This window comes from Candidatus Hydrogenedentota bacterium (assembly GCA_016791475.1).
Classification (GTDB): Bacteria; Hydrogenedentota; Hydrogenedentia; order Hydrogenedentales; family JAEUWI01; genus JAEUWI01.
Genome location: JAEUWI010000075.1, coordinates 21931 through 29044, shown reverse-complemented (window position 1 = coordinate 29044; position 7114 = coordinate 21931). Strand labels below are relative to the sequence as shown.

The 7114-nt window shown below is 61.2% G+C and carries 4 protein-coding genes; 2 read left to right on the top strand and 2 right to left on the bottom strand.

Translation table 11 applies throughout. The annotated features are described in order from the left end of the window. Nucleotides 1-208 precede the first annotated feature (208 nt). Nucleotides 209-961, top strand: a complete 753-nt coding sequence (locus JNK74_25710; protein MBL7649587.1) for a YHS domain-containing protein — start codon at nt 209-211, stop codon at nt 959-961. Here JNK74_25710 and JNK74_25705 read toward each other — a convergent pair. Next, nucleotides 937-2445, bottom strand: a complete 1509-nt coding sequence (locus JNK74_25705; GenBank protein MBL7649586.1) for a glycosyltransferase family 39 protein — start codon at nt 2443-2445, stop codon at nt 937-939. The genes JNK74_25710 and JNK74_25705 overlap by 25 nt on opposite strands. 359 nt (nt 2446-2804) lie before the next feature. Here JNK74_25705 and JNK74_25700 point away from each other — a divergent pair, with 359 nt between their 5' ends. After that, nucleotides 2805-5714, top strand: coding sequence for a HEAT repeat domain-containing protein (locus JNK74_25700; GenBank protein ID MBL7649585.1), 2910 nt, complete (start codon nt 2805-2807; stop codon nt 5712-5714). Between the two features lie 9 nt (nt 5715-5723). Here the strand turns inward: JNK74_25700 and JNK74_25695 are convergent, their stop codons facing one another. Beyond that, a complete protein-coding gene (locus JNK74_25695) occupies nt 5724-7073 on the bottom strand; it encodes a hypothetical protein (protein ID MBL7649584.1) in 1350 nt (449 codons plus the stop codon). Nucleotides 7074-7114 lie beyond the last annotated feature (41 nt).

Genomic DNA, 7114 nt, shown 5'->3' with positions numbered 1-7114 from the left:
TAGGCTGTAGGCTGTAGGCTGTAGGCTGTAGGCTGTAGGCTGTAGGCTGTAGGCTGTAGGCTGTAGGCTGTAGGCTTGTGTGCATACTCTCGATGGGTCTTTGGGTTCCCGTGAATTCGCAGGTTCATCAATAAGGCTTGTTATCATCCCATACGACCCATACGACCCATAAGACCCATTTCCCTCACCCAACGTCCGGGAGTTCCCGATGAACATCGACATCCTCTACACCGAAGACTGCCCCAATGCCCGGGCGGCCATCGCCATGGTTACGGAGACCGTCGCGGCGCTGGGCGTGGATGCCGAAATCCAGGAAGTCCTCGTGCGCGGACCGGAAGAGGCTCGGCGATTGCGTTTTCTGGGTTCGCCGACCATTCTGGTGGATTTCAACGACATCGAGCCGGGTGCCGGCGCACGTACGGATTTTTCTGTCGCCAGCCGCAGCTATGGCGGTGAGGAGCTGCCGCCCCGCGTCATGCTGGAGGCGGCTTTGCTTGGGGGAAGCGCGGCGGGTGAATCGGGAGAAGATGACGGTGCAGCCGATTTCACGCCGGAAGGGGCCGTGGAAACACGGGAGCCGAAACTGATCAATACGCCCATCTGCCCGGGGTGCCTGTCATCGCTGGTTCGATTGGGCATGCACAAAGCCACGGGTGTGGCCCACAACTACCGCGGGCGCGAATACTATTTCTGCAGTCGCGATTGTGTCGATGTCTTCGAGCAGGACCCTGATCGTTGTCTTCGCGAACTGAAAGATTTGATTGTCTGTCCCGTGTGCCTGGGCGAACGGTATCTCCGATCCGCGCGCATGACGCCGGTGGAGGGGAGCATCTACTACATCTGCCGCGCGCCCCGGTGCCAGGAGTATTTCCAGGAGGCACCCGATTTTTACCTGAAACGACTTGCGGGATCTATTAAGAACGCGGGTGTGAAAGATCACGACGGCGTGTCGCTGGGTTGATCCGGCGCGCGCCAGACGCGATAGAGCACGGTAAAGCAGGGGTCGAGGCGGTAGAGGCACAGGGACGTATAGACGAAGGTGTGTGAGATATCCGTCACGCGAACGCGCTCAAACTGGAGTCCCCGCGCCCGCAGGGTTGCTTCGTGTGTTGGTAGTTCTGAAGTCCAGCCGGGTCGGCTGTAGATCACCCAGAGGGTCTCGCCGGGCTTCACCTCCACCCAAGGCGGCACGATGTCCACATGGCCGGATTCCAGATTCAATTGCGGAAAGAACTTCGGCACCACGACCAGTCCCATCCACGGCGGGGAATACATGGCGCGATCGGCGGGCGCCTTGTTCTCCGTTATCCACGCAGCCAGTTCGTAGTCGTTCGGGCGAAAGGGGCGGACCTCGCTCAGGCTATGCCAGAGCACCAACGTGACACTCGCCGACACCGCCGCAACACGCAGCCGTGGAGGGCGGATGATGGAGAGTGCCGCGCCAAAGATGCCAAAAAGAGCAAAGGAGCAAAAGAGCATATAGCGCGTGTTGAAAACCGTGTCCCGTGCGGCGGAAAGCAGCAGAAGGCACAAGGGCGGGATAATGAGCCAACAGGCCAGCAGCAGGAAATTCTGCCAGGGCGTGGCCTCCCACGCTTCGCGCACCGGTTCGCCACGATGCCGCCAGGCCCATCCGCCAAGACCCGCAAGGGCCAGCAACGTCACAATCAGTCCGATCTCTCCCTGAAAAACAGCATGGGGGAGCCAGGCCCCGTCCCAGGTGATGCAGCGGATGAAAATGCGGATAAACTCGCCCCCGCGATCCGTTATGGTGGCGTCGTCCAGCGCCTGATGGTCGATCGTTGTAATCCACCACCCCAGCAGGAGCACAGCGGGCAGATGCCCAAGGGCCCACGGGGCCACGCGCCACGGACGCTTCCCCTGTAGCGCCAGCAGATACACCCCCTGCGCCACGAGGAGAAAAGGCGCAAACAAATGGGTGAGCAGCATGAGCGCCGAGGCGCCATAGTGCAGCATATGCCAGCGCTTTCCGCCGCCATGCCACGCCCGATGGAAGCCATACATGGACGTTGTCGCCAGCAGGAGGAGAAAAGCATAAACGCGTATCTCCTGCCCATAGTAGACGTGGAGGTTCGACAGGCACGCGAGTAAGAGGGCGAACAGGGCCGCAGAGACCCCGAACATGCGTCGCACCAGGGCATAGAGCAGTGCCGCCGCCGCCAGACTGCACAATACTGACGGTACGCGAAGTTGCAGCACGCCCACACCGGCGAGTTTCGTCCAGTAATACTGCACGGCGAAGTACACCGGGGTAATGGGCGGGTCTGTGCGGCGTAGTTCTACAAAGAATTCGCCCAGGGGGCGCTCGCCGAGAAGGTTATGGTAGAGGAGATGCTCGTCATACCACACGTACTCGTCCTGGATATGCCAGATGCGCTCGAGGAGGCCCGCGAAAAGCAGGAGCGCCACGAGGGAAGCTTCCATCCAGCGTGACGTGCAAAACCGATTCCAATTCGTCTCAGCGGGCATTGCGTATCCGGAAAACGTGTGGCGAAGGGATAGGAACGAGCAGGGGCAGAGTGCGGATGCCATTGTGCCATAGGCGATCGCTGTTCTGCGAGGTCACAAGAACGCGCGGTTCATGAACGCTCTTCCCGCGGTCGTTGCGCGAGTCGGTGCGAAATCCAGGTTGAGGGTTGACCGCGCGCGACACGGCTATCGCCGTGAGGGCGGTCCATTCGACATTTCACGACGCTATTCACTATGCTAACCCCATGGCAACCCGCGTCCGCGAAACGCCCCCTGCGGGCGGCCAATACCCGAATGCTACGAAGAGGTCTTTCATGGTTAAGCGTGCTTGTTTGCTTGCGTCCATACTCCTGCTCTCCCTTCCCCTGCTCGCGGAGCAATTGAAACCTGTTCCGCCGAGTGAGGCTGCAGCCACGCTCCACGTACCCGACGATGTGGAAGTGCAGCTCGTCGCTTCCGAACCCCAGGTGGAAGATCCCGTCGCGCTCGCCTTCGACCCGGCGGGCAATCTGTATGTGGTCGAGAATCGCGGCTATCCGAGCGATGAGGCGCTGAATGGGCGGGTAGCCCTATTGAAAGATACCGACGGCGACGGCTACTACGAGACCCGCACAACCTTTGCCGAGGGCTTTTCTTTTCCGAACGGTGTCATGCCCTGGAAGGGCGGCATACTGCTCACCAGCGCACCCACCATCTACTTCCTCAAGGACACGAACGGCGACAATGTGGCCGATGTGCGCGAAGATTTCCTCACGGGTTTCACCCTTGGCGGCTCGACGCAGCTCTATGTGAGCCATCCGACCCTTGGGCTTGATAATTGGCTTTACTTCACCAACGGCTTGAGCGGGGGAGAGGTCATCGATCCCGCCAACCCCGGCGCTCCCGTGAAGATGGGTTCCAACGATCTGCGATTCAACCCGATCACGCGCGCCATCGAGGCCACTTCGGGACAGGCCCAGTTTGGTCAGACCTTTGACAACTACGGACACCGATTCGTTTGTACCAACCGGAAGCATATTTCCCAGGTGGTTATCCAGCACGCCGACCTCGAGCGAAATCCATACGCCGGCCTCCACGAGGTGGAAGATCAGATTGCCGGTCTGGGCAGTGAAACGCGCCTCTACGCGCTGACGGAGGCCACGACCACGGCCTACTCCCATGCGGGTACTTTCACCGCGGCCTGCGGTCTCGTGATCTACCGGGGCACCGCGCTCCCGGAGCCCTACCGCGAAAACGGCTTCACCTGTGACCCCACGAGCAACATCGTCCATCGTACCGTGCTCACCGACAACGGCCCCGCATGGAAGGGACATCGCGGGGAAGAGGGCAAAGAGTTTCTTGCCAGCACGGACAACTGGTTTCGTCCTGTGTTTCTGGCCAACGGCCCGGACGGCGCCCTGTACCTCTGCGATATGTACCGCAAAACCATTGAACACCCCCAGTACCTACCGAAAGACGTGGCCGCCATCACCGATTTTCAGAGCGGACGCAATATGGGCCGCATCTATCGCATCACCGCCAAAGGCGCGGCCCCGGCCCCGCGCAGCTTCACCGCGGATACCGAGCAGGTGGCCGCAGTGGCGAAAAACCTGGAAGCACCCGATGCCTGGCAGCGTGATACCGCCCATCGACTTTTCTTGACCGAGTTGCGTGACGCCCCGGATGCCGCTGCGGTGCTGGAAGCTACCCTGGATAGCAGTCCGGTCGCTTTGGCCCGACTCCATGCACTGGGTCTCCTCTCAGGGCTGAACGCGCTCAAGGAGGAATCCCTACTGAAATCATTAGGCGATCCGGACCGAAATGTCCGCGAACATGCCCTTCGCCTCGCCCGCCCGCTGGCGGTGGATTCGCCCGCTCTGCGGGAGGCTGTTCTGAAGTCCGCCGGAGATGCGGATGCCCGTGTCCGCTTCCAGGCGGCCCTGGCCCTGGGAGACTGGGGCACGCCGGATACCGTCGAGCCGTTGCTTCACATTGCAGCCATGGGTGCGAGCGATTCCTGGATTCGCGCCTCTGTCCTCAGCGGAATTTCCGCCCAGTTACCGGCTTTCGCCACCGCCTTTGTTGCCCTGGACTCTCCCGACGCGGAAGCGCGCCTTCCCTGGATGGAACCCCTCGCAAGGATGATGGCCCAGAGCCAGCCTGCCGAAGCCACCACGACATTCCTGGCTCAGTTGCTGGGCCCCGCCCTGGATGACGAGCCCCTTCTGCGCGCGATTGCGGTTGCCGGGGTCGCCGAAGGAATCCGAAGAAATTCTGCCTATGATGGAACTGTGCCCGCACTCAGTCATGTCGCCACCCTGACCGCCGGTAATCCTGCGGGCGTTAGCGCGCTCGCCGCCCTGTTGGAGGGCAGTCAAATTCTCGCCACGGACACCGGGGCGCCGATTGATGCACGCCTTCGAGCCATCGGGCTGCTGGGCTACGCGAGCTTTGATCAAGCCGGCGACCGCCTGGCGGGCCTGCTGCACCCCCGGGAAACCCAGGAAATACACCAGGCCGCCGTGCAGGCCCTCAGCATGATGTCCGATCCTCGCGTGGGCGAACGCCTGGCCGACGGCGACGCCTGGGGGCTGTATACAACCCCCATCCGCAAGGCGGCCCTCGACGCGCTTCTTTCCCGGCCCGAGCGCACCGCCGTGTTTATCTCGGCCCTGGAGTCGGGGGCCATACCTCCGTGGTCCATTGACCCCGTCAGCCGAAATCAGCTTTCCAACCATCGCGACGCCGATCTGCAGGCCCGCGCCAAGGCCGTCTTCAGCACCATCCAGACGACCGACCGCAACGCGGTCTACGAAGACTTCAAATCGGTCCTCGCCATGACACCCAACGCGATCGCAGGGCGTGAGGTATTCAAGAATAACTGTGCGCGGTGCCACCGTTTCGGTGAAGACGGCTACGACGTCGGGCCCGACCTTACCGGTATCCGGAGCCAGCCCCGTGAGTCCATCCTGCTCCACATTATCAAGCCCAACATCGAAGTACTGCCCGGCTTTGAGAACTTCGTGGTGGAAACCACGGATCTGGAGACCTACTCCGGAATCATCGTGGCGGAGAACGAAAGCAGCGTCACCATCCGGGGCGCCCTTGGCGTGGAGAATACGGTCAATCGGGAAAACATCGACCGCATGTCCTCCGCCAGCCTCTCCCTCATGCCGGAAGAACTCGAAAAGGTCATGACCCGGCAGGAAATGCGGGATTTGATCGGCTTTCTCAAGGGCGAGTGAGATCCACGTCTACACGTTCAAGTTCGTTTCGATAAAAACCTCGGGCCGCGCATTTCGAAATCGGCGCACGGTCTCCACGGAGATGTTGTCGCAACCCTTGATGCCGACCTTTTTCAGCGAGCTGATGTCCACCAGCCGCATCAGCCCCTCATTGGTCACCGCGGTATAGGCGATCCCGATCTCTTCGATGTTCGGGATCTGGCGAAAGCCCTCCATGCCCGCGTCGGTGATTTTCGTGCCCTCCAGCCAGACCCGTTTCAGCGATTTGATCGACTGTATTTTGGCCAGGCCTTCGTCGGTAAGGGAGGTATAGCTCAGGAAGAGATCCTGCAGGTTTCGGTGCTTGGCGATCTCTGCGATTCCCCGATCACTGATGCCCGCCGTGTCGTCAAGACTCAAAAACGTCAGGCGCTCCATAGCGGGCAGGGTCATAAGCCACTCGTCATTCAAATCCGCTTTGTCCGCATCGATGTGCCCAAGAAAAGGCTGTTGTCCGATAAAGCGTCGGCCGGGTTCGCCCAGGGTCGTGCCGATGATGGAGATCTCCCGGATGGAAGTCATGCGCCGCAACTGCGCAAACCCTTCCGGCCCGACCCGCGTATTGTCAATACTCAGCTTGAACATGCCCGTAAGGTGGCCGATCTGCGCCATGCCCGCATCGCCCACGGGGCAGTCGTGCAGGTCCAGGGACTGGAGGGCATTGGCCCCCAGGCGCTTCAGGGCCCCTATGTTCGCGGATTGGCCCGGATTGAACACCAGTCGCGCCTCCTTGCCCGCGGGGATGGTCACTTTTCCTTTCGCCTCGCCGTGCTCCACCCAGGCGCCCACGTCCGCACCAATGCTGGCGGCGGCAAAGGCCCAGTCGCGGATGAAGAGCGTTCCGAGACTCGCGTCCGCGGGAAAGCGAAGCGTTCGCTCTTTCGGCGCATCCATCGTGAGGATCGCGGGGCCGGCCGGGGCCTCATAGGAGCTGTAGAAGGTCCAGCACGTGTAGAGAAGCGTCACGGCAAAGCACGCCACAATAGCACGCTTCAGGACCTCCGGAGAGATCAGGGGCTTGCGCGGTTTAATCTCCTCGGGCGCAGTTTTCTCGTCGCGGCGCGACCGGGGTATCTGGGCCTTGAGGATAGCGCCGCGCGGGTCCTTGTGCACGATCGTCACGTGATCGCAAAGCATCTCCGCCTCTTCCTCTTTGCCGATTCGCGCCAGGCACATGGCCCGGTTGAGCATGATTTCCTTGTCGGATTTGTAGGAGAGGGAAAGGTCGTCAAAAAGGCGCAGGGCTTCCCGGAATCGCTCCTGCTGAAACAGGCTCTGGGCATCGCGAAACTTCTGTACGGTCTTAAGATCGGACATCATCTACTTCCCGCTTGGAACAGCCACTGCCTTGGGGCCGTTCT